This window comes from Robertmurraya korlensis, from assembly GCF_023715225.1.
Lineage (GTDB): Bacteria > Bacillota > Bacilli > Bacillales > Cytobacillaceae > Robertmurraya_A.
In genome coordinates, this window is sequence record NZ_JAMBNS010000004.1 from 125741 (window position 1) to 146589 (window position 20849).

Consider the following 20849-nt stretch of genomic DNA (forward strand, 5'->3'; position numbering starts at 1 on the left):
ATCTGACATGTAAAATTAATGAAAACTGTTCCTTTTATTATGTCAGATTGCTTGTAAGATATAAATAGATTTAGTGAAAAGAAGGGAAGAGAAAGATGGATATTATGAAGGCAGATATAGCTTCACTAGAAAAAATCACTCCACTATTCAATGCGTACCGGATGTTTTACGATCAAACTAGCAATCTCGAAGGCGCAAGACAATTTCTTCAAGAAAGAATAGGAAATCAAGAGTCGGTCATTTTTCTAGCGATGGAGGGAGAAGTGGCAGTTGGATTCGCGCAGCTTTATCCAACCTTTTCGTCTGTTGGTATGAAAAAAGGATACATCCTAAACGATTTATTTGTGGAAACAACCTATAGAAAGAAGGGTATAGGAAGAGCTTTAATACAGGAAGTTTTTCAGTTTTGTAAAGAAAGACATGCATATTTTGTGCAATTAGAGACGGCTCCAGATAATGTTCAGGCCAAGACCTTATACGAAATCATGGGAATGCAACTATCAAATGATTATGATTGTTATGTGAAAAGGTTCTAGAATAGGTGAAAAAGTGAACCAGGGCTTGGAATCAAAGCTTTGGTTTTTCACTGCTTAAATGGGATTTCTTTTTACGGTTGCGATAACTTAATCATTATTTTTTCTACGGTTTCTTTTTCAGTTGATGATCTTACAATCGTTGCAATGTCAGAAAGTACTTTTTTGCATTGTTCGGCTTCTTTCGCTAATGAGACGAGATGTTTTAGATCGCTGTAGGATAATTCATTTACTAAAGCTTCCCATTTGTACCCATCCTCGTAATCTCGTAATATTCCTTCCACATTCCCTATCACAGAATTCTTCACCCTATGCATGGTTTTTCCTCCTTGATCATTCATTTGATTTAATTATAAAACAGGAACATGAAGTTAGTTTTAACGTTGTGTAAATTTCATGAAATGGTTTTTAAATAAAAACAGAGGATAGTACGTGCCAAAAATTAGAGTATAATAATCAAAAAGAAGAAGCGAGGAAGAGCGATGACAGATAGAATAACAAAAACATGTTCACAATCTAGAGTGATTAAGACAAGCAGGGTATTTCCGCTGGATACCAATAATCATGGAACATTATTTGGTGGAAAATTGATGAGCATGATCGATGATGTCGCATCCATTTCTGCCTCAAGGCATGCACGATGTGAAATCGTGACGGCTTCAACCGATTCAGTGGATTTCCTATTTCCCATCCAAAAGGATCATTCAGTCTGCTTGGAATCATATGTCACATGGGTCGGAAAATCCTCCATGGAAGTGTTTGTTAAAGTAATCTCAGAGAATCTGATGACAGGGGAAAGGCAATTAGCTGCAACCTCATTTCTAACGTTTGTGGCCCTTTCAAAAGAAGGAAAAGCATTGACGGTACCTTACGTAAAACCTGTAAGTGAAGAAGAAATCATGATGAATGAAAGTGCACCGATGAGGGCGGAGAATCGAAAGAAAAGAAGAGAGCATAGCAAGACATTAGCGGAAAAGATCAATGTGAACGTTCCTTGGGGTTGAAATTAATTTTGCCAAGGTGTATAAAAGACTCTCGACCAAAAAGGTGGAGAGTCTTTACAAGATTTATTGATTTTTTTCTAGCATGGCGATGACGATTTGAGCTTTATTGGACAATTTTAGTTTTCCCGCAGAAGACAGATCGTTTTCATTGGGATAGAGTACGAAAGAAGGGTCCAGTTTGCACACAATTCTATTAAAAAATAAAGACTTAAATATGATTTGATTTTTTAGTATGGTTTAGGAATGAATGGTAATTGAAAGGTTTAGAGGTGTAGTATGTCAAAATTAAAAATAGATCGTCCAAAAGTCTCAACCGATTTGCCACATGCTAATTTTCATGATGTTTTTTATGAAGAAGAAGCGGAGATAGTTAACTGTTTGGTGATAAATTCGCAAATCGAGAATGAGGAAATCGAAAGGCTGATTCTCTCAAAAGTTATTTTTAGAAACGTTACGTTTTTAAGCAGTTCCTTTGTCAATATAGATGTAACCGATGTGATATTTGAGAATTGTAATTTATCGAATGTACGTTTTTGTGGAGGAAATCTACATCGAGTGGAGTTTAAAGATTGCAAACTTTTGGGGTTAGATTTGTCTGACGCAATCTTAGGGAATGTTCTTTTTGAAAACTGTGATTTGAACCTGAGTAACTTTGCTGATACTCGTTTAAAACAAGTGAATTACGAGCAGTCCACATTGAGAAGTGCTAATTTTTTTAACTCTAAATTTACAAAAGTAGGCTTTAACCGATGTGATCTAAATGATGTAGATTTTACCCAAACACTCCTTAAAGGGGTTGATATTAGCACTTGTACGTTCGAACAGATCAATGTGTCACCAGAAAGTTTGGTAGGGTGCGAGGTTTCTTCAAATCAAGCAATTGGGTTTTCAAGGTTATTAGGATTGAAGATTAAAGAATAAATTCATCGTATTTGGTTTATAATCTTTGATGTAAATAAAAGAGTTTCCATTTTAATTAAGTGCCTGTATCAAGCCAAGCTCGATACAGGTTTTTTTATGGAAAAAATATTTGGATATTCAGAGAAATACTATTATAGTTTAACTATCATTAAATGAAGTATGGGGTGTCTAGAATGAGCCTAAGGCGTCGAATAAAATACTATCTGCTCCGATTGTTTCGTATAAAGGTCAGCCCCCAAGAAGTGGCATGTGGCCTGGCGCTTGGTTTTATCCCTAGTTGGTTCCCAACGTTTGGTTTAGGGCCACTTTTATCCATTGGAATGGCAAAGGCTTTTAGGGTAAATGTAATAGCTGCTTTGATAGGAGGAGTGATTGGAACACCTATTTGGCCCATTCTCTTTTTCTGTAACTATAAAGTGGGCAGCCTTATCTTAGAAAGACAACACAAAGTGGATGAAATAGAAGATGTTAATTACGATCATGTTGTTAACGAAACATTGGGCAGCCTTCAATCAGGTGGTATCACCTTCCTCACTGGGGCATGTGTCAATATGATTATTTCCACTATTGCTATATATATAATCGTATATATTCTATTTAAAAGGTACCGAGGGACCATCTTACAAAAGATTAATTTCTAAAGAAGTTGGAGAGGGTTATATGAGATGTGGTGCAAAATGCTTTCTGGTCACAATTGAAAGGAATGGAGAAAAGCAAATCAAGCCCGTAACTGCGAGGTCACCGGTGGACGCAAGAAAAACCATCCGAATGGAATACGGATCAGAGACACAGATCTTATCGGTTATAAAAGAGGAAAAGAATCGACGAACTAATTAAGGAGCGTTAATGAAAAATTAACCTCCTTTTTTTATGTTAATTATAAGATTTGTGTCTAAATTTTGAACAAAGTAATAAACAATGTCAATTATAGTCCGATAGTACTGATAGTAGAATCTACTTTTTTATATGTAATAGGACAGGAGAGAGCAACATGGGGAAAAACATCATAAGAGTAAATCTTAAGCTAGGAACAAAGATCAATTTAATTGTTATATCAATTATCACTGTTCTATCCTTAGTTATTGGTTTTGTCGTAAACGAAGAGATTACAAGGGGAATTAAAGAGTTTGCTACCGAAAAAGCAAAAGGTGATTTAGGACTCGCTTATAGATATGTGGATAGTAAATATCCTGGAAATTGGGAAGTCAAGGATAATACCCTTTATAAGGGAACAACCATGATAAATGATAATTACGATATTGTAGATACCATTGGGGAAGATACGGGAGACACCGTTACGATTTTTCTGGGAGATACTCGAGTAACAACTAATGTATTGATAGATGGAGAACGTGCGATTGGTACACAGGCTTCTGATGAAGTAGTCGATACGGTTCTTACAAAAGGAGAGTCTTTTTATGGGGAAGCAAATGTAGCTGGTAATATGTATCAAACAGCTTATATGCCGTTAGAAAATGCTTCTGGAGATGTAATCGGAATTATGTATGTAGGTGCTTCAGAAGACATTATCCAAAATATCTTATCTTCTTTTCTAACTAAATTTATTATTGTTTTAGTAATTATGATAGGAATTGCCTCTGGTGCTGTGTATTGGTTCACATGGAAAGTGAAAAAGAGACTTTCGAATCTTACTAAGGCACTTGATATGGCAGGTAATGGTGATTTCACAGCAAAAGTAGAAGATCACTCAAGTGATGAGTTAGGTACTTTATCTGATAGCTATAACAAAATGTCAGGAAGTCTTAAAGACATGATGAATGAGGTTATTTCTACTTCTGAACTTTTAGCTTCTTCATCCGAAGAATTAACAGCAAGCTCAGAACAGACAAGTAAAGCAACAGAGACCATTACAGATTCCATTCAACAAGTAGCTGATGGTGCAGAACAATCCACATCAAGCGTACAAGAGAGCGCCATAGCATTAGAAGAAGTCACGAAGGGAATACAGTCTATTGCTGATAATGCGTCAAACGTTTCAGAAGTAAGTGTGCAGGCTACTAAAAAAGCAAAAGAGGGCGGATTGTTTGTTGATAAAACGGTTAACCAAATCAATGAAATTAATCAGTCTGTTGTTGCAAGTGGAGAAGTTATCAAAACGCTTGAACATCGTTCGCAGGAAATTGAGAAAATCACAAATGTAATCACTGCCATTGCCAATCAAACGAATTTATTAGCTTTAAACGCTGCTATTGAGGCGGCAAGGGCTGGGGAACATGGAAAAGGGTTTGCGGTTGTTGCGGATGAAGTAAGAAAGCTTGCTGAACAATCACAGCAATCCTCTTCACAAATTTCAGCATTAATTAAAACCATTCAAGAAGACATGACCCAATCCTCTCAGTCCATTGAACAAGTTTCAGACGACGTAAAAGAGGGTCTAGTGATTGTTAACCAAACTAAAGAAACCTTTAAAGAAATTCTTGAGTTTATGGGGAATTTAACAGGGCAAATCAATGATATGGCAGCAACTTCGGAAGAAATTTCTGCAAGCACACAAGAAGTTTCCGCCACAGTATCTGGTATTATAAATATTTCTGAACACACATCCATGCATTCGCAGAACGTAGCAGCTTCAGCAGAGGAACAACTTGCATCTATGGAGGAAATCGCCACGTCCGCATCGGCTTTATCAAATTTAGCAGAAGATTTAAAAATGTTAATCGGTAAGTTTAAGGTATAAATGAATCATTCATGTAAAATGACTGGCCGGTTTGGTCAGTCATTTTTGGTTCAAAGTTTCAATTATTCAGTTATTTATAGAGAAAAGTACGGCGGTTTTTTGAAAATAAACGTTGGTAGATGGTGAGATAACTGTCTAGTCTTTGACTGATACGAATGGTATTTTGGCTGCCAAAGCCTTCTTGCATTCCTGTGTAAATTAATTCCCCACGAATAAGTTCAATTTTAATATATAAGTATACTTCATCATTTTCAAAAATAATGGGCGGCATATCAATGACTCCTATGACAATAATTTCTCTAGGTCGTATTATATTATTATTACATATTTTTAAAAGAAAAGGGAATATTTGATAGCAATTTTAATAAAATGTTTATTTTTTGTAAAAAAGTCTCTTGCTACCTTAATTGTAGAAAAGATGGTACGATGATATCTCAAGCGTTATACTTAATACAGGTACGTAAATGTCTTTTAAATCCATCTAAAAGGGGTAGAGTGAATGATTAACAAAGTTGGTCAAATCATGTTGTATGTTACGAACCAAGATGAGGCAAAAGCGTTTTGGACAGAAAAAGTAGGCTTTCAGGTCGTTTCTGAAGAAGATAACGGTCAAGGATTTAGATGGATTGAGGTTGCTCCAAAAAACGCTGAGACTAGTATAATCTTACATAACAAGGAATTTATAGCGAAAATGTCACCTGAATTGAATTTGGGAACACCATCACTAATGTTTTTCACCGAAAATCTTGAATACTTATATAACGATCTTCGAAATAAAAATATTACAGTTGGAGAATTGGTCAAAATGCCTTCTGGAAAAGTCTTTAACTTTGCAGATGATGAAGGAAATTACTTTGCGGTTATGGAAAGAGAATAGAGCTAGACAACGGAATTAAGTTTAGGTAAGAGGATACTTTGCTTATTTTTGGCAATTATCCTCTTTTTTTTCCATTCAGTATTATTTAGCCAATTGTTGCAATCGAAATCGATCTACAATCATAAATCCTCGTGACTGTTTCTTTATCATTCCTTCTTCACAGAGCTTTGCAAATACATGCAATAAATGACGGTACGACACGCCTAAGTATTCACATACTTCGGTGTGTTTTTCTTTGTAGAAATCATGATCCGCAGATACTAGTATAAAAGCAGCGAGCCGGTTAATTAGGGGATATACCTGATTCTCGGTGTACTTCGCAGAAATGGTTGTCGCTTTTTGACTTAGAAAAATACATAACTGCCTTAAAAAGGTAGCGTCGGTGAGCAGCTTCTCTTTACAAGTATGAATCGGAATCGCTAGACAAGTAACTTTCGTGACGGTTTGAATTGCTTTGGATATACGTTCTTCATTTAATAGTTCTATTTCTCCCATAAAAGTAGGAGCTTGCAAAAAATTGATCAGTGATACTTTCCCATTTTCATGTGTCACATATAGCTTTGCTTTACCCTCGACAAGATAATATAAGTACTCAGGATAAGAGCCTTCTTTGAAAATAAATTCACCACGCTCAAACTGACATACTTGAATATAGGGTGTAATGGGAAAGGAAAACAAGGTTTCGATTGGGTATTTTGTTAGATAGTAATTGCGTAAAGGTTCAACTAAGTATTGCATGAATTCCTCCAGAAAAATATGAGATATCTCATATTATTGTATGGGTGTTCGTGGTATGATGCAAGAATCACGGAGGTATGAAAATGAATATTCAACATTGGCTCTCTCGAAATTTCTTTGTATTTTTTATTACATGGGGTGCTTTTTTACCCTATTGGACTGGTTGGCTCGTACAAGACAAGGGATTAAGCGTTTCTGAAGCAAGTCTAATTATGGGAGTAGGCTTAGTAGCAAGAGGACTTTCCACGCTGTTCGCTTTTCCTTTTGCATCTAGATTTTTAAGTGCTCATAAGGTGATTCTGAGTTTGACGGTAATTTCACTCATTGCCACCATTCTGTATATACCATCTTCTTCGTTTACAACACTATTTGTTGTAACGATCCTATTTAGTGCTGTATATCCGACACTCCTTCCTGCTGTCGAAAGTGCCGCGGCAGTGTTGGTGAGTCAACATGGAGTGCATTATGGAAAAAGTCGTAAATACGGCTCAATTGGATTTGTAGTTTCTGTTTTTATTATTAGTATGTTAACCGGGCAATGGGGAGAACAAGCCATATTGTGGAGTATGTTCGTCGGTCTTGGATTCTTACTAATCATGTGTTTTTTACCAACACCGCCGATTTTATTAGAAGCTCCAACAAAACAAAATCGAAAAGGGGCATTATCTGTCCAAAAATTATTTGAAGTTAAAAGCTTTCCGATCGTCTTACTTATTGTTGTTTTATTACAAGGAGCACATGCTTCTTATTACAACTATGGATATATTTATTTACAAGACTTAGAGGTCAATCAATATTATATCGGTTTGATTATTAACATAGCAGTCATTTTTGAAATCTTCTATTTTATGAAGGCAGATTCCTTGTTTCAAAAATGGAATACATCCTCATTATTATTACTAGCTGCCACAGGTTCGACTTTAAGATGGATTCTTTTGTTTGTGTTCCCTAATATCTGGGTGTTTATCCTCTCTCAAAGCTTACATGCCTTATCCTTTGGAGTGGCACATTATGCATTTATCACTTATATTACAAAGAATCTACCAAAACAACAGATTCCAAATGCACAAGGAATGTATTCCGCAATTGCCTTAAGCTTTAGTACGGCTGTGTTAACACTATTAGGAGGATTCTTATATGAGATTTCCCCGAATCTGGCCTTTTTGGGTATGATTGTTTGTACCGTTCCTGCGATTCTTGTCATAGTTGCGTCAAGAAGGCGGTTTAATTTCTAAAATTTTGTGAGAAGAGCATCGAACGTAAAAGTTCATGCTCTTTTTTAAAGAAAGAAATTGCAAATGATTAGCATCCTAAGGTTATAAACTTTTTCTTATGACGCACCCTAAATACATATTAAGTTTTGGGAGGGCCCATATGGAAAAAGAAAACATTGAGTACAAAAGTATTCATCAGATGAAAGCAGAAAATGAAGAAAAGCTAGAGATTAGTTCAACAGGATATGGTTTAGAAAATGCTATTGAAGAGAATGTAACAAAGAAATCAGACAAGAGTTAAAAAAGGTAAACTCATATAAGCAGGGCGTTTATCTCTAGGATGAACGCCCTATTTATTGAAAAAACATTTGAACGTGAAGTTTTATTATTTATAATGATTCAGTGCATTACTTCTGATAAAAACGGGTAGGTACACCAGTAGAGATTTTTTATGTTTAAGTAGTGGGGGAAAATGACGTGGGAAGAATGGAAAGACGACAACAACGAAGGGCGTCAAAGTTTTCTTGGAGTGCCTTCACTTCAAAGAGAGCAAAAACGAAGATTCTCGCAGCGGTTATAGGTGTGGCGCTCGTATTCTTTATGATTTTTAATATTTTCATATGGACAACAGACGTAAGTAAGCTAGAAGAACCTGCACCACAACCAACCATTATCTTTGATCAAAGAGGAGAGGTTGCAAGTAAAATTGCCTCTTCAAATATTGAAGGAGTTAGTATGGAGATAATTCCTGAAGAACTTGTACATGCTGTGATTGCAACCGAGGACCAGCGGTTTTATAAGCATGACGGAATTAACTTTTTTGCCATTGCGAAGGCATTGATAAAAAATACCCTGAGCGGAGAAATCGTGGCTGGTGGTAGTACATTAACACAGCAGCTAGCGAAAAATGCTTTTTTAACACAAGAGCGAACATATACAAGGAAGTTTAAGGAACTTATTATTACAAAAAGAATCGAACAAAAATATTCGAAAGATGAAATCATGGAGAGGTATTTAAACCAAATCTACTTTGGTGAAGGAGCATGGGGAATTCAACGTGCCGCCCAGACGTACTTTGGAAAGGATGTTAGTGAATTAACTCTTGGGGAATCAGCCATGATTGCGGGGTTAATTAAAGCACCGTCCATTTTATCTCCATTTAAGGATATGGACCGATCAGTTGAACGAAGAGATCTTGTTTTATCACTAATGGAAAAAGAAGGATATATTACGGAAAATGAACGAAACCAAGCAAAAGAACAGCCAATTGTTCTTGAAGTGAAAAAGATCGATGGATATAAAGGTAAATATCCTTATTATGTCGACCATATCATTGCAGAAGCGATCGAACAATATGACCTTACCGAAAACGAGATTCTGTCAGGTGGGTTAAGGATTTATACAGAGCTAAATCCAGTCATTCAGAATGCAGCTGAAGAAGTATATAACGATAATAGCTTATTTCCTGAAAGTACGTCTGATCAATTGCTTCAAAGTGGGGCAGCCTTTATCGACCCAGCGACTGGAGGAATCACCGCTCTTGTGGGAGGCAGAGGGGAACATGTGTTTAGAGGCTTTAATCATGCAACTCAATTAGAGCGTCAGCCAGGATCTACGATGAAGCCATTAGCTGCGTATACTCCTGCTCTCGAACAAGGATATGACATATTTGATAAACTGCAAGATCGTCCGATCGATATTAATGGATATCAACCGTTGAATTATGATAAACGCTTCCGTGGAGAGGTAACGATGTATGATGCGTTGGCCAACTCCTATAATGTGCCTCCTGTATGGCTTTTGCAGAAAATGGGGGTGAAATATGGGGTCAATGCCGTAGAACGCTTTGGACTTTCATTGGAGGAAGAAGACCAAACCGTCGGTATGACACTGGGTGGCTTACACAAAGGTGTATCACCTTTAACGATGGCACAGGCCTATTCTACATTCGCGAACAAAGGGGTACGAATACCAGCCCATTCGATCACCCGAATTGAGGATGCGGAAGGAAAGGTCATCGCAAAATGGAAAAGTCATGCGATCAAGGTGACGGACGCAGAGGTTGCCGAGAAAATGACGTATATGTTAAAAGGGGTTGTTGAAGAAGGGACAGGAGAAAATGCAAAGGTAAGTGGTTGGGATATTGCAGGAAAAACAGGTACGACCGAACTTCCTTTTGCTAACGAGGCAGGAACAAAGGATCACTGGTTTGTCGGGTATTCTCCTGAAATGGTAGGGGCGGTATGGATGGGATACGATCAAACCGACGAGAATCATTTTCTAACAGAATCAAGCAGTTCTACCGTAACGATTTTATTTAAAGAAATATTTAGTCGATCGTCATCTGTGTTGACCGAAAGAGAATTTAACCTTTCTTCAATTGAAAAAGAGTATCGTGACGCAAGAAAAGAAGAGGAAGAGGAGAAGAAAGAAGAAGAGGACGAAGACGAAGAAGAAGAAGAAGAAGAGGAAGATGAGAAAGAAAGCAAAAAAGAAGAAAAGGAAAGAGAGAAAGAAGAGAAAAAGAACGAGAAAAAAAATAAGAAGAACGATGATTAGGATCAATCGTTTAAAAGGCAACTACATGTAGTTGCCTTTTACTTTTAATTTTACTTAAATTTTCACTCCATGACGCTCAAATGCAGCTGCTTCAAGAATAGAGATCCCTTGGCTTTCAGCGAATGCCGTTAGTTTATCCGACACTTGTGGTGCAAACAGCTTGCCAGGGGAAGAGTAAGACATTTCTCTCGCACGTGCTGAGTTGCTGCGGGCAAATGGTCCCCAAATCGCAAATGTTTTACCTGGAGTTTGAATGTTTACAAATAATGTTTTGCCATCAGGTGAGAAAATCGGTCCTGCTAATTCTGAACCGCTTAAACGGTTGTTAGCGAAAGGATAGATTTGGCCTTCAGGTGTAATTCCCATAATACGGTCGTTCCCAGAACCGTCTTCTGCAAACCACAGGTCACCCCAAGGAGTCATACAAATATTATCTGGTGATTCCATAAGTTCTCGATCAGTTGCTTCATAGAATAGCTCCAAGGAATTGGTAGCTGGTATGTAGCGGTAAATACGGCCAAGATTTTTCTCGCCAGCAGAGCTGTCATCAAACCAGAACACACCAGCTTGGAAAAATGCTCCTTCTAGCTTTTTAAACTCGATACAGCCTTGTGCGTTTGCATCCTCACGACATAAATCCGGATTCAATTCCTTCCACACAATTCCTATCGTTTGACCCGTTTTAAAGGTACTAGCTTTTGGAGAAGCGATTTCTTCGATGGCAGCTGCGTATAACTTACCACCTTTTTGTAGGGCACCTGGTTTTTTGCTCGTGTCGTTAGGGATGAAGCGGTATAAATAGCTTGGGCTTGCATCTTCAGTCAAGTACACATATCCTGTGGCTGGATCGATCGCACAAGCTTCATGAGAGAAGCGGCCCATGTCCTTGATTGGCGTCCTTGATAGTTCGTTTTCAGGATCTAGTGGATCGACTTCGAATACATAACCATGTGTGGAGGAACGTGTTTCTTCACAAGTTAACCATGTTCCCCATAGAGTTGCACCACCTGCACAATTTCTGATCGTTCCTGAAGAACTAACATATTCTTTTACTACGTTTCTAGCATTATTAATGATAAGTGTTGTTGTACCACCTACTGCTGCAGAGCTATACGGATTTGTTCCAATTACTGGATTGGTGGCGCTTGTCCCTAATTCATGGTTACGAACAAGAATGGTTGTGTTGTTCGGTCCTTCGAAAGCGGCCATTCCATCAAATGCTCCAGGAATCGCTGTTCCGTTGGTCATTGGTTTCCCTTCTTCGGAGATGATCTTATAATGAAAGCCTTGTGGAAGATCAAGAATCCCATTTGGATCCGGAACTAATGGTCCGTAGCCTCCAAACCCGCTTGTAGGATTATCGGTAGAATCGGCTAAAACCTTCGAGCCTAAAGAGAAAATTCCAGTGGAACCAAGAGTTAGGGCAAGTGTTCCCACGCCTCCTGCTTTTAGAAAATCACGGCGGTTAAATCCATTTTGAGTTGTTTCTTTTTTCATAAAAATTCCTCCCTCAAATTGTTAGTTTTCAAAAACTAGTTTTATAGTAAAGGTAAAGGATTAAGTTGAAATGGAGGTATTGTAAGAATTTTATGGATATAACTAATGAAATGTAAAAGATTTCTTGTTACTTATTTCCTAAAGTGCTGTTGGGGAGAGATATATCCTATTTCTCTATTAATAATTTCTTAACACTTTTTTACAGTAGCTTCATTGGCTTTGGTTTTTTACTCCCCTATAATCAAAACTATTAATAAAACAAACTACTAGTGAATTGGGAGGTTTTTCAATTGTTTCAGAATATAGGAGTACCTGGCTTAATCCTTTTGCTTGTGATTGCATTAATCATTTTTGGTCCCTCCAAGCTGCCTGAACTTGGTCGAGCAGTGGGTTCAACGTTAAAAGAGTTCAAAAAATCCACTCGAGAGTTAGTATCAGATGATGTGCCTGTGAAAAAAGAGGAAAAAACAAATTCATAGAAATGGTACGTTGTAAGATGTAAGTGGATACTCCTACTTACATCTTATTTTATGGAATGAAAAGAGGGGGCAAACAGATGCAAGACAAGGATGTTTATTTAGTAGAGCATTTAGAAGAACTTCGGAAACGAATCATCATTACATTAGGTGCCTTCATGATTTTTCTTATGTGCGCTTTTATATTTGTAAAAGATTTATATAACTGGTTGATAAGGGACCTAGATGAAAAACTTGCCGTACTTGGGCCAAGTGATATTTTGTGGGTGTATATGATATTATCAGGAGTTTGTGCTTTTGCATGCACCATTCCTGTAGCGGCTTATCAAGTGTGGAGATTTGTCACGCCAGCATTACATAAGAAGGAAAGGGAGGTAACGCTGCGGTTTATCCCTGGCTTTTTTCTATTATTTATTTTAGGAGTTGGTTTCGGGTACTTTGTTTTATTTCCTATCGTTTTAGGATTCTTGATGGGGCTATCTGAGGGACAATTTCAGACCATGTTTACGGCAGAAAGATACTTTAGCTTCTTAATCAATCTCACATTACCCTTTGGTTTTCTGTTTGAAATGCCGCTTGTCGTCTTATTTTTAACAAGATTAGGCATTCTCAATCCAATGAGACTAGTAAAAGCGAGAAAGCTTTCGTATTTTGTTCTTATCGTCATATCAATTCTTATCACACCACCGGATTTTATTTCTGATTTTCTAGTGATCATTCCCTTACTTACGCTCTATGAGGTAAGCTTAACTCTTTCCAGGATCGTTTATAAAAAGAAGTTAAAGGAAGAGGTAGGGGTTCCAGAGTTTAATTAAGTTGCAAAGGCCAACAAACAAATGTTGGTCTTTTTTTATTCAATTTTAAAATTGATTGACAATTTGGAAAAAAAACCATATGATGATTTCAAAAGTTGCACTAGGGAAAAAATAAAGCGGGAGGGAAATAAAAATGAATGGGTCAAAAATATTAAAATTGTTTGATGCTAATATTGGTGATGCTGTTCGGATCACTCATTTAGATATTAATGGAGTGATGAGAAGGAGGTTACTAGACTTGGGTTTTGTTCCTGGAGCAATCGTTAAAGTGCTTAGGAAGAGTCCGCTTGGAGATCCGATTGCTTTTCGTGTAAGTCAAACGACGATTGCTTTGAGAAAAGAAGAAAGTACAAAAATTGAGGGGGAGCTGGTTAGCTATGAATGATAACCTCAGAATTGCACTTGCTGGAAATCCAAACACAGGGAAAAGTACGCTATTTAATCTGCTGACAGGACTAAAACAACATACGGGTAACTGGGCAGGAAAGACGGTAGACTTAATGGCCGGCACCTTTACCTTTAAAGGAATTTCTTATGAGATGATTGATTTGCCTGGAACCTATTCTTTATTTTCAAATTCAAAAGATGAAGAGGTTGCTAGAGATTACATCGTTTTCGAAAAGCCAGATATTACATTAGTTGTTTTGGATGCGACTGCACTCGAAAGAAACCTGAATTTAGCCCTTCAAGTCATGGAAATCACAGAAAAGGTAGTTATTTGTATTAATTTAATTGATGAATCAGAAAAGATGGGAATTAGCATAAATGAAAAAATTCTTATGAAACGGTTAGGAGTCCCAGTGATTAAAATTTCCGCTAGAAATAAGATTGGCATCCCTATGTTATTAGATACGATTGATCGTCTGATAAAGGGGAATATTCCCTGTAATCCATACAAAATGACGTATGATGAAGAAACTGAAATGAAAATTGAGCAGTTAATCCCTTTTGTGCAGAACATTACTGGTGAGCAATTATCAGCTAGGTGGCTTTCTCTAAGATTAATAGATGGAGATAAGTCCCTTTTAAAGGAAATAGAACAAAGACTAGCGAAAAAGGATGCGATATAGATGACTAGTGAGGGATTGGAATTAAAAAACCAAATTCAACAACTTACCCGTCAAGCTGAAAAGCTATCCACACCAGATATTCGTGATCATATTGTTGAGCAATTATATAAGAAAAGTAATAATCTGATGAAAGAAGGAGTAACTTTTACGAATGCAAAAATGGACGAGAGAACTGAGAAATTAGATGCCATTTTAACCTCCCGTATTTGGGGGTTTCCAATTATGCTGATCATGTTGGGAGCTATATTTTATTTAACGATTGCTGGTGCAAACATTCCTTCGTCTATGTTAGCTAATTTTTTCGGGTGGATGGAAGGATATATAACAATAGCATTCTCCTATTTCCAAGCACCAGATTGGCTCCACGGTGTTTTGGTTTTAGGGTTATATAGAGGTACCACTTGGGTAATCAGTGTCATGCTTCCTCCAATGGCTATATTCTTTCCTGTATTTGCGCTTCTTGAAAATTATGGATATCTCCCGCGTGTCGCCTTTAATATGGATCGATTATTTAAGTCAGTAGGGGCACATGGTAAGCAATCCTTAACCATGGCTATGGGATTTGGGTGCAACGCAGCAGCAGTTATCTCTTCAAGGATCATTGAGTCTCCTCGTGAAAGAATGTTGTCTATCTTAACAAATAATTTTGTCCCTTGTAATGGACGATGGGGTACATTAATTGTGTTAGCTTCTTTGTTTATGGCAACAGGGTTTACAGGTGGAATGCAAACGTTGGTAACAACTCTAGTAGTAGTTGGTCTGGTTATGTTTGGGATTTTCGTCACTTTCATTGTGTCCTGGACATTATCAAAAACAGCATTGAGAGGGGTACCGACACACTATACATTGGAACTACCACCGTATCGCAAGCCAAAACTCTTTGATACTGTCATTCGGGCATCATTAACAAAGTCTATTTCTGTATTAAATCGAGCGGTGAAAGTAGCTGCACCAGCAGCCATTTTAACTTGGATAATCGCTAATATACAAATTGGGGATACAAGCATTTTGATGCACATCGTAAGCTTCTTAAATCCGTTAGGTCAAGCAATTGGTTTAGATGGGTTTATCCTTATGGCTTTTCTGATAGGGTTACCTGCTAATGAAATTGTACTGCCTGTATTATTAATGGGGTATCTATCAACTGGAGCATTAGTGGATGTGGATAGTATTCAAGATTTAAAGCAAATTTTTCTTACCAACGGTTGGACTTGGTTAACGGCTTTAAATATGATGTTATTCTCCTTGCTTCATTATCCATGCGGAACAACTTTAGTAAATATTTATAAAGAAACGAAGAGTTTAAAGTGGACATTTTGGTCCTTTGTCATACCTACCGGGATTGCGTTCTTTGTCACATGGTTAGTGACCGAGTTTGTGCATTATATGAGATTATTAAGTTAAAAGAAAAGGAGAGAAACGGCAGCGAATTTGCTGTCGTTTTCTTGTACGACGGTTGTATCTAATAATAAGAATCGTGGCTTTTTTTGTAGGAAAAAGGAATTAGAAAGTTTTTATCGAATATGTGATGTAGTAAAAAATATTATTGCTGGGCAATTATTTACAGGGGGAAAGGCTCCATGCTTCATGGGATAGAACTCATTTTAAATCAAGTGTTAATGGTGCTGTTTCCTATTTGGACGTATCATCTGTTATATCAGAAAGGGTCTAGACAAGGGTTTAAACCAATGCTTGTAGTGGTTCTAACCATCTCTCTCTTGCTTACCCTAATATTTTCAATTAATTATAAAGATACATTTTATTTTGATTTAAAAATGGTTCCTATCATTATTGCTTTTCTATACGGGAGCAATCTATGTGGATTACTGATCATCGGTATTACCGTTGTTTATAAAATTACTTTTAATGATGATCCCCCATTAATAACAGTGATGAATTTTGGAATTATAAGTATATTACTCATGCTTGTTACAAAGAAATTTCGTACCTATAGTGATTTTAAAAAGATCTTTTTAATAAGTACTCTTTACGGGTTTATAACTATTTCGAGGGGAATTTTGCTCGTTTATTCAAATCATTCACAGGAAATTGGAATCGTATTTACTTTTTCATTCATTACTTGGCTTACTTTACTGTCCGCTATGTTTATTTTTGAAAATATGAACAAGCAGATGGAATTAGAGTCTAAGGTTCAACGGGCAGAAAAATTTGATGTGGTTGGTCAACTGGCAGCATCTGTCGCTCATGAGGTGAGAAACCCGATGACCGCTGTTCGCGGCTTTTTACAGCTTTTGAGAGATGCTGAAAATTTAACTGAATCTCAGAGAAGATACATAACTATTTCCATGGAAGAAATCGATCATTCTCAGGTCATCTTATCTGAGTACCTATCACTAGCCAAGCCGGCTACGACCGATCTGAAAATCCTTAACTTAAAGTCGGATTTAGAAAATATTATTGAATTGATGAGGTCATTTACGAACCTTCAAACCATTTCGATCGTTTCTTCTTTAGAAGATAGACTTTTGATCAAAGGGGATAGTTCTGAAATCAAGCAACTATTTGTCAATCTTCTCAAGAACAGCATAGAAGCGATTGGAGAAAAAGGCGAAATAATGGTTAGTGCCTATCAAAATGGAAAACATGTAATAGTAGAGATTGAAGATAATGGACAAGGAATGTCAGAGACTCAACTGAAATATCTCGGTACCCCTTTTTATTCGACTAAAGATAAAGGAACGGGAGTAGGGCTGTCTTTATGCTATAAAATTGTACACTCGATGAAGGGTACGATAAAGGTGAGAAGTAAACAAGGAAGAGGGACCAGATTTTCGATCCAATTTCCGTCAGTGGAGTGAAAAACTCTCAAGCAAATATAAAACCCGAATAGTTCCCACTCCTTACTAAGTGGTAAGCTATTCGGGCTTTTTTAACTAAACGTAAATTTATAACCTTCTCCAACGATGGCTACTTTTTAAACTCATTCAATCTTTCAAACGTTTCAAGCAGGAAGTCATAAAACAAAGCTTCGGTAGGGAGCAGTTTCCGCTGGGTTGGGTAGATGACACCGACCGTTCGGGTAAGACTCGCATCTGATAAGGGAATCATTACGGTTGATCGTGGGGTATTATCCACTAATGTCATTTCTGGCATCAAGGCAACACCTAATCCAGCTGAGACCAAGCCTTTTAAGGCATCGATATCCTTTCCTTCGAACGCTATTTTTGGAGAAAAGCCAGCGTCATGACAGGCTTGAACGACTTGTTCACGAAAGATAAAACCTTCAGGCAAGACACAGAACGAATCGTCTAGTAAGTCACGCAGCCGAATGGTTTCTCGATCCGCTAATGGGTGGTGAAGAGGGATGAGGGCAACGATATTTTCTGTGAAAAGAATGTCTCCTTTGATTTTTTTCTCCTTTTCTTGATTCGGCATAGGTGCAATCATGGCTAAGTTGTATTCCCCATTTACGACACCATCGATTAAATCCGAATAAAGGGCATTGCTCATATGAAACTTAGCTTCAGGGAATCTGTTACGGAACGCATAGATTATAGATGGCAAGGTATGGGCAGCCATGCTAATCGGAAACGCAATACGAACCGTGCCTTTTTCCGGATTAAGATATTCTTCTACTTCTCGTTTGGCATCCTCCATCATGTTCCACACTTGCTTCATCCGATCGTAAAAGATTCTACCGAGTGGGGTTAACCGTACACTTCTACCTTCCCGAATAAATAATTCGACCCCTAATTCATCTTCTAAATTGAATATTTGTCGGCTAACGGAAGACTGAGCAACATGCAAAGCATCTGCTGCTTCTGTCACATGCTCTCTTTTTGCCACTTCTAGAAAATATTGAATTTGCCTTGTTTCCAATTTTACCCGCTCCTGATTGATGCGTTTTATGCATTGATTTCATCGAATTTTGATATTGGAACTATCAATTACAAAATTATAAAATGAAAACACATTTAAGAAAAGAAAATATTCTTAACTTTATAATAGATGAGGGGCGAAATTTTTATGAAAGTGTTAGAAAAAGTAGAAGAGAGCCAAACGCAAATCGTTAAAGATTATGTAAACCGTTTATTTACAAAGGTTCAAGAGAGCAATCCGAATGAAGGAGAGTTTCTGCAGGCGGTAAAAGAAGTGCTGGATTCTCTAGTACCCGTTCTTGTGAAAAATCCGATTTATATCAAACAAGCGGTATTAGAAAGAATGATTGAACCTGAGCGCTTGATTTCGTTCCGAGTTCCATGGGTAGATGACAATGGAAATGTAAAAGTCAATCGCGGATATCGTGTTCAGTTTAATAGTGCGATTGGACCTTATAAGGGGGGACTAAGATTTCACCCCTCTGTGAACGCAAGTATTATTAAATTCCTTGGCTTTGAGCAAATCTTTAAGAACTCCTTAACTGGCCAGCCAATCGGCGGTGGTAAAGGGGGATCTGATTTTGATCCAAAAGGAAAATCGGATTTTGAAATTATGCGTTTTTGTCAAAGCTTTATGACAGAGCTTAGCAAACATATCGGACCAGACACTGATGTTCCCGCTGGAGATATTGGTGTAGGAGCCAAAGAAATCGGGTATATGTTCGGTCAATATAGGAAACTAAGAGGCGCTTATGAGGCCGGCGTATTAACAGGCAAAGGAATTGGGTATGGAGGAAGCTTAGGCCGAAAAGAAGCAACTGGTTACGGTACGGTTTACTTTGTGGATGAAATGCTAAAAAGCAAAGGATATAGCTTTGATGGTAGTACGGTGGTGGTATCTGGATCAGGAAATGTTTCCATTTATGCGATGGAAAAAGCGATCCAATTCGGTGCAAAAGTGGTCGCATGCAGTGATTCATCAGGCTATGTTTATGACCCTAATGGCATTCATCTAGATACTGTGAAGCGCTTAAAAGAAGTAGAAAATAAAAGAATATCTGAATATATTAAGGAACATCCTGGAGCGATCTATCAAGAAGGTTGTTCAGGTATTTGGACCATTCCATGCGATATTGCATTGCCATGTGCGACGCAAAACGAGTTAAATAAAGATGCAGCAGAATTGCTCGTATCGAATGGAGTAAAGGCAGTAGGCGAGGGGGCAAACATGCCTTCTACACTAGAAGCCGTCGATATTTTTCTGGAGAATCAGGTATTATTTGCTCCTGCCAAAGCAGCCAATGCCGGGGGAGTTGCTGTCTCCGCATTAGAAATGGCGCAAAATAGTGCAAGGTTAGCTTGGACACAAGAAGAAGTGGATCTCAAATTACAACAGATTATGAAAGATATATATAGTAAGAGTCAACTCGCAGCAGAAGATTATGAAGCACCAGGGAATTTAGTAGTCGGAGCAAATATCGCTGGGTTTGTAAAAGTAGCGGACGCGATGATTGCACAGGGAGTTATCTAACTATTTTAGACAAAAGGTCACTATGTTGGTGGCCTTTTTCGATTTAAGAGAAGGAAAAAGAATAATCTAAGCAAAAACAAAATATATAAAAAGTAATAGAAAATGTATCCCTAAGGTGCTGATTCTTTGTATAGAAATAAAAATGTGAATTTAATTATTATTTTGCTGTTTTGCTTATTTATCGTTCTTTTGGTTCATGTGATTCTTCATGTTAAAGTGTATATAGTATACAGCGCTAGTATAGGTTCTATCTTCATGATTGGACTTATCATTTTTCTTATGGTGTTACTTTATTTAAGAGGATAATAGAGTGAAGAAAACTCGCTGTCTATGAGCGAGTTTTTTATGTGTTCCTATTCTTCATATATCAATCCGTATCCAAATGCGCCTTCCACCATGCAGATGGTTGCGGCATACTTTGCTGGTTGGTAAGTCCCTTTGTTAGGCGTGAAAAATAAATCGACAGTGGTCATCTCCATCTGTTTTGCAGCAAATTCGATCCACATGTTCTGTACCTACTACTTTTTTGAACATGTCTGTTTCACATCGGCAAGCGATTTTAAATTCTTTGGCTACCGCATAGATCGGACAGTTGTACTCAATCATTTCATAAGAGTGTTCATCGAGTTGATTCACTTCGGTCATATAGCCTTTGTCGTTTTGTAGTGATGAAAGCTCTATTATTTTTTCAGACAAATGCTTTTTCTCTTGAACCTTTACTTTATATTCATCAGTAATTCGTTTTTCTCTTTTATCAAATAAAAGCTGAATCGTTTCCTCACCATGTAGTTCTTGGATATCTCGAAGAAACTCAATACTAATGCTTTCATAATTTTTAGGGAAGAGCTGTTCACCTTTTTCAGTTAAGGAGTACATTTGTAAGGGACGACCCATGGGCTGCTTGACTTCTACCGATCGGATGAGATGATCTTTTTCAAGAATATTTAAGTGCTTTCTAACAGCCATATGGGTAATGTTTAAGTGTTCGGTCAACTCATTAACTGCCAGTGACACTTCCTTCTTCAGCAAATCCAATATATGTTCTCTGGTGTTTTTACTCACGACTGTTACACCTCA

23 protein-coding genes are annotated in these 20849 nt (G+C 37.5%); 17 read left to right on the plus strand and 6 right to left on the minus strand.

Going from position 1 to position 20849, the window contains the following annotated elements; all coding sequences use genetic code 11:
• Positions 1 to 95 precede the first annotated feature (95 nt).
• On the plus strand, positions 96 to 536 hold the full coding sequence (locus M3175_RS09230) for a GNAT family N-acetyltransferase (protein ID WP_251518211.1): 441 nt from the start codon (positions 96 to 98) through the stop codon (positions 534 to 536).
• Between the two features lie 71 nt (positions 537 to 607).
• On the opposite strand, the gene M3175_RS09235 is transcribed toward M3175_RS09230, so the two are convergent.
• Positions 608 to 850 (minus strand): hypothetical protein, encoded by a 243-nt coding sequence (locus M3175_RS09235; protein WP_251518212.1) that lies wholly within the window; start codon positions 848 to 850, stop codon positions 608 to 610.
• 165 nt (positions 851 to 1015) lie between these two features.
• On the opposite strand from M3175_RS09235, the gene M3175_RS09240 reads away from it, so the two are divergent.
• The 5 genes from M3175_RS09240 to M3175_RS09260 all read left to right on the plus strand — a co-directional run bounded on the left by M3175_RS09240 (position 1016) and on the right by M3175_RS09260 (position 5156).
• Positions 1016 to 1537 carry an acyl-CoA thioesterase gene (locus M3175_RS09240; protein WP_251518213.1) on the plus strand — a complete coding sequence of 174 codons (522 nt, stop codon included), beginning with the start codon at positions 1016 to 1018 and terminating at the stop codon, positions 1535 to 1537.
• 276 nt (positions 1538 to 1813) lie between these two features.
• Positions 1814 to 2458, plus strand: a complete 645-nt coding sequence (locus M3175_RS09245) for a pentapeptide repeat-containing protein (protein WP_251518214.1) — start codon at positions 1814 to 1816, stop codon at positions 2456 to 2458.
• A gap of 173 nt (positions 2459 to 2631) precedes the next feature.
• The gene (locus M3175_RS09250) at positions 2632 to 3099 is read left to right on the plus strand and encodes a DUF2062 domain-containing protein (protein WP_251518215.1); all 468 of its coding nucleotides are present in this window, start codon (positions 2632 to 2634) and stop codon (positions 3097 to 3099) included.
• A 19-nt stretch (positions 3100 to 3118) separates the two neighbouring features.
• On the plus strand, positions 3119 to 3295 hold the full coding sequence (locus M3175_RS09255; RefSeq protein ID WP_251518216.1) for a hypothetical protein: 177 nt from the start codon (positions 3119 to 3121) through the stop codon (positions 3293 to 3295).
• 154 nt (positions 3296 to 3449) lie between these two features.
• Positions 3450 to 5156: a methyl-accepting chemotaxis protein gene (locus tag M3175_RS09260; protein ID WP_251518217.1), complete on the plus strand. Its 1707-nt coding sequence runs from the start codon at positions 3450 to 3452 to the stop codon at positions 5154 to 5156.
• A gap of 70 nt (positions 5157 to 5226) precedes the next feature.
• Here the strand turns inward: M3175_RS09260 and M3175_RS09265 are convergent, their stop codons facing one another.
• A complete protein-coding gene (locus M3175_RS09265; protein ID WP_160546738.1) occupies positions 5227 to 5427 on the minus strand; it encodes an aspartyl-phosphate phosphatase Spo0E family protein in 201 nt (66 codons plus the stop codon).
• Positions 5428 to 5655: 228 nt separating this feature from the next.
• On the opposite strand from M3175_RS09265, the gene M3175_RS09270 reads away from it, so the two are divergent.
• Positions 5656 to 6033: a VOC family protein gene (locus M3175_RS09270; protein ID WP_251518218.1), complete on the plus strand. Its 378-nt coding sequence runs from the start codon at positions 5656 to 5658 to the stop codon at positions 6031 to 6033.
• A gap of 81 nt (positions 6034 to 6114) precedes the next feature.
• On the opposite strand, the gene yeiL is transcribed toward M3175_RS09270, so the two are convergent.
• Positions 6115 to 6771 (minus strand): transcriptional regulator YeiL, encoded by a 657-nt coding sequence (gene yeiL / locus M3175_RS09275; protein WP_251518219.1) that lies wholly within the window; start codon positions 6769 to 6771, stop codon positions 6115 to 6117.
• An 83-nt stretch (positions 6772 to 6854) separates the two neighbouring features.
• Here yeiL and M3175_RS09280 point away from each other — a divergent pair, with 83 nt between their 5' ends.
• The 3 genes from M3175_RS09280 to M3175_RS09290 all read left to right on the plus strand — a co-directional run bounded on the left by M3175_RS09280 (position 6855) and on the right by M3175_RS09290 (position 10544).
• A complete protein-coding gene (locus M3175_RS09280) occupies positions 6855 to 8006 on the plus strand; it encodes an MFS transporter (protein WP_251518220.1) in 1152 nt (383 codons plus the stop codon).
• A gap of 139 nt (positions 8007 to 8145) precedes the next feature.
• Positions 8146 to 8286: a hypothetical protein gene (locus tag M3175_RS09285; protein WP_251518221.1), complete on the plus strand. Its 141-nt coding sequence runs from the start codon at positions 8146 to 8148 to the stop codon at positions 8284 to 8286.
• Between the two features lie 185 nt (positions 8287 to 8471).
• Positions 8472 to 10544, plus strand: coding sequence for a transglycosylase domain-containing protein (locus tag M3175_RS09290; protein WP_251518642.1), 2073 nt, complete (start codon positions 8472 to 8474; stop codon positions 10542 to 10544).
• A gap of 54 nt (positions 10545 to 10598) precedes the next feature.
• Here M3175_RS09290 and M3175_RS09295 read toward each other — a convergent pair whose 3' ends face one another.
• A complete protein-coding gene (locus M3175_RS09295) occupies positions 10599 to 12041 on the minus strand; it encodes an alkaline phosphatase PhoX (RefSeq protein WP_251518222.1) in 1443 nt (480 codons plus the stop codon).
• A gap of 290 nt (positions 12042 to 12331) precedes the next feature.
• On the opposite strand from M3175_RS09295, the gene M3175_RS09300 reads away from it, so the two are divergent.
• The 6 genes from M3175_RS09300 to M3175_RS09325 all read left to right on the plus strand — a co-directional run bounded on the left by M3175_RS09300 (position 12332) and on the right by M3175_RS09325 (position 17221).
• Positions 12332 to 12520, plus strand: a complete 189-nt coding sequence (locus M3175_RS09300) for a twin-arginine translocase TatA/TatE family subunit (RefSeq protein ID WP_251518223.1) — start codon at positions 12332 to 12334, stop codon at positions 12518 to 12520.
• 77 nt (positions 12521 to 12597) lie between these two features.
• Positions 12598 to 13332: a twin-arginine translocase subunit TatC gene (gene tatC / locus M3175_RS09305; RefSeq protein WP_251518224.1), complete on the plus strand. Its 735-nt coding sequence runs from the start codon at positions 12598 to 12600 to the stop codon at positions 13330 to 13332.
• 133 nt (positions 13333 to 13465) lie between these two features.
• Entirely contained in the window at positions 13466 to 13717 is a 252-nt protein-coding gene (locus M3175_RS09310; RefSeq protein WP_251518225.1) for a FeoA family protein, read from the plus strand.
• Complete coding sequence (locus M3175_RS09315; RefSeq protein WP_251518226.1) at positions 13710 to 14402, plus strand: FeoB small GTPase domain-containing protein; 693 nt, start codon at positions 13710 to 13712, stop codon at positions 14400 to 14402. The genes M3175_RS09310 and M3175_RS09315 overlap by 8 nt, the downstream gene beginning before the upstream one ends.
• Positions 14403 to 15806 (plus strand): nucleoside recognition domain-containing protein, encoded by a 1404-nt coding sequence (locus M3175_RS09320; RefSeq protein ID WP_251518227.1) that lies wholly within the window; start codon positions 14403 to 14405, stop codon positions 15804 to 15806.
• 176 nt (positions 15807 to 15982) lie between these two features.
• Positions 15983 to 17221, plus strand: coding sequence for an ATP-binding protein (locus M3175_RS09325; RefSeq protein WP_251518228.1), 1239 nt, complete (start codon positions 15983 to 15985; stop codon positions 17219 to 17221).
• A gap of 109 nt (positions 17222 to 17330) precedes the next feature.
• Here the strand turns inward: M3175_RS09325 and gltC are convergent, their stop codons facing one another.
• Positions 17331 to 18242: a glutamate biosynthesis transcriptional regulator GltC gene (gltC, locus tag M3175_RS09330; RefSeq protein ID WP_251518229.1), complete on the minus strand. Its 912-nt coding sequence runs from the start codon at positions 18240 to 18242 to the stop codon at positions 17331 to 17333.
• A gap of 147 nt (positions 18243 to 18389) precedes the next feature.
• On the opposite strand from gltC, the gene gdhA reads away from it, so the two are divergent.
• Positions 18390 to 19772 (plus strand): NADP-specific glutamate dehydrogenase, encoded by a 1383-nt coding sequence (gdhA, locus tag M3175_RS09335; RefSeq protein ID WP_251518230.1) that lies wholly within the window; start codon positions 18390 to 18392, stop codon positions 19770 to 19772.
• A gap of 441 nt (positions 19773 to 20213) precedes the next feature.
• On the opposite strand, the gene M3175_RS09340 is transcribed toward gdhA, so the two are convergent.
• Entirely contained in the window at positions 20214 to 20834 is a 621-nt protein-coding gene (locus tag M3175_RS09340; RefSeq protein ID WP_251518231.1) for a helix-turn-helix transcriptional regulator, read from the minus strand.
• Between the last annotated feature and the right edge of the window lie 15 nt (positions 20835 to 20849).

Excerpts from the sequence above, each read along its gene's own strand:
- M3175_RS09230 (WP_251518211.1), top strand. The coding sequence starts at position 96 with ATGGATATTATGAAGGCAGATATAGCTTCACTAGAAAAAATCACTCCA.
- M3175_RS09235 (WP_251518212.1), bottom strand. The coding sequence starts at position 850 with ATGCATAGGGTGAAGAATTCTGTGATAGGGAATGTGGAAGGAATATTA.
- M3175_RS09240 (WP_251518213.1), top strand. The coding sequence starts at position 1,016 with ATGACAGATAGAATAACAAAAACATGTTCACAATCTAGAGTGATTAAG.
- M3175_RS09245 (WP_251518214.1), top strand. The coding sequence starts at position 1,814 with ATGTCAAAATTAAAAATAGATCGTCCAAAAGTCTCAACCGATTTGCCA.
- M3175_RS09250 (WP_251518215.1), top strand. The coding sequence starts at position 2,632 with ATGAGCCTAAGGCGTCGAATAAAATACTATCTGCTCCGATTGTTTCGT.
- M3175_RS09255 (WP_251518216.1), top strand. The coding sequence starts at position 3,119 with ATGAGATGTGGTGCAAAATGCTTTCTGGTCACAATTGAAAGGAATGGA.
- M3175_RS09260 (WP_251518217.1), top strand. The coding sequence starts at position 3,450 with ATGGGGAAAAACATCATAAGAGTAAATCTTAAGCTAGGAACAAAGATC.
- M3175_RS09265 (WP_160546738.1), bottom strand. The coding sequence starts at position 5,427 with ATGCCGCCCATTATTTTTGAAAATGATGAAGTATACTTATATATTAAA.
- M3175_RS09270 (WP_251518218.1), top strand. The coding sequence starts at position 5,656 with ATGATTAACAAAGTTGGTCAAATCATGTTGTATGTTACGAACCAAGAT.
- yeiL (WP_251518219.1), bottom strand. The coding sequence starts at position 6,771 with ATGCAATACTTAGTTGAACCTTTACGCAATTACTATCTAACAAAATAC.
- M3175_RS09280 (WP_251518220.1), top strand. The coding sequence starts at position 6,855 with ATGAATATTCAACATTGGCTCTCTCGAAATTTCTTTGTATTTTTTATT.
- M3175_RS09285 (WP_251518221.1), top strand. The coding sequence starts at position 8,146 with ATGGAAAAAGAAAACATTGAGTACAAAAGTATTCATCAGATGAAAGCA.
- M3175_RS09290 (WP_251518642.1), top strand. The coding sequence starts at position 8,472 with ATGGAAAGACGACAACAACGAAGGGCGTCAAAGTTTTCTTGGAGTGCC.
- M3175_RS09295 (WP_251518222.1), bottom strand. The coding sequence starts at position 12,041 with ATGAAAAAAGAAACAACTCAAAATGGATTTAACCGCCGTGATTTTCTA.
- tatC (WP_251518224.1), top strand. The coding sequence starts at position 12,598 with ATGCAAGACAAGGATGTTTATTTAGTAGAGCATTTAGAAGAACTTCGG.
- M3175_RS09310 (WP_251518225.1), top strand. The coding sequence starts at position 13,466 with ATGAATGGGTCAAAAATATTAAAATTGTTTGATGCTAATATTGGTGAT.
- M3175_RS09315 (WP_251518226.1), top strand. The coding sequence starts at position 13,710 with ATGAATGATAACCTCAGAATTGCACTTGCTGGAAATCCAAACACAGGG.
- M3175_RS09320 (WP_251518227.1), top strand. The coding sequence starts at position 14,403 with ATGACTAGTGAGGGATTGGAATTAAAAAACCAAATTCAACAACTTACC.
- M3175_RS09325 (WP_251518228.1), top strand. The coding sequence starts at position 15,983 with ATGCTTCATGGGATAGAACTCATTTTAAATCAAGTGTTAATGGTGCTG.
- gdhA (WP_251518230.1), top strand. The coding sequence starts at position 18,390 with ATGAAAGTGTTAGAAAAAGTAGAAGAGAGCCAAACGCAAATCGTTAAA.